Source organism: Sandarakinorhabdus oryzae (assembly GCF_009733735.1).
Taxonomy (GTDB): domain Bacteria; phylum Pseudomonadota; class Alphaproteobacteria; order Sphingomonadales; family Sphingomonadaceae; genus Sandarakinorhabdus; species Sandarakinorhabdus oryzae.
Window position 1 is genome coordinate 1 of sequence record NZ_WNJP01000367.1, and the last position, 851, is coordinate 851.

Below are 851 nucleotides of genomic sequence, written 5' to 3' on the forward strand. Positions count from 1 at the left end.
GTGCCGGGACCTGGGGCGACTCCGGCGTGGCCGGGTCAGGGCGCAGCACCCACAGCAGCACCGCCGACAGCGCCAGGCCGCCGCCAATGGCCAATGCCCATTGTGCTGGCGTGGTGGCGCTGCGGGTGGCCATCAGCGGCGGGCGGTCATTGCGGGCACCCGGCGAGGCCGGCCACTGGCAGCACCACGGCGCTGCCATCGGCTTCGGTGATGGTCAGGCTGCCATCGCGCACCACGGCGCCGCCGACAGTGGCGGGCAGGATGGTCAGGCGGACCTCGAAGCTGCGGCTGGCGGAGCGGAAGCGGCTGACCGGCGCAAAGCCGAGCACCGCCTCGCCCTCGCTCGCCGCGACGGGCAGATCGGTCGAGCGGCCATCGATGATGGCGCGCAGCTGCAGCGGTGTGCGGCTGAGCATGGCAATGCGCCGGCCGCTGGCGCGGTCCCACAGGAACAGGGCACACTGACCGGGTTCGAGCACTTGCGGTGGCAATTCCGTGAACGGCGGGGGCAGGGCCGGCGTCGCGGTGGCCAGTTGCAGGGCGATCAGGCTGGCCATCACCATGTCCCGCTCTCCTCTTTCACCAAGGCGCCGGCCTCGCTGCGGAAACCGGCGGCGGCGAGCGCGGCCACCTCCCCGACACCAGCCCCTGCCACCACCAGCCGCGCCGACCAGCGGCCCTGGTTGCTGGTCACATCCAGCCGCACCCGCCCATCATTGCTGGCCAGCGGCAACACCAGCGCTGGCCCTTCGCAGCGCAACGCGCCCGTCAACTGGCGCTGGCCGGCGAGCGGCACGGCGAGATCGGCCGTGACCTGGCCGCCCGCGGCGGTGCAGCCCCCGGCGCCATCC

1 protein-coding gene and 1 pseudogene are annotated in these 851 nt (G+C 73.7%); both read right to left on the reverse strand.

Annotated features, from left to right (window positions below):
• Positions 1-146 precede the first annotated feature (146 nt).
• Positions 147-563 carry a hypothetical protein gene (locus tag GJ693_RS16340; protein WP_156257266.1) on the reverse strand — a complete coding sequence of 139 codons (417 nt, stop codon included), beginning with the start codon at positions 561-563 and terminating at the stop codon, positions 147-149.
• Positions 557-851 (reverse strand): annotated as a pseudogene (locus tag GJ693_RS17290) (type II secretion system protein N); the annotation flags it as partial. The pseudogene GJ693_RS17290 and the gene GJ693_RS16340, both read right to left, overlap by 7 nt.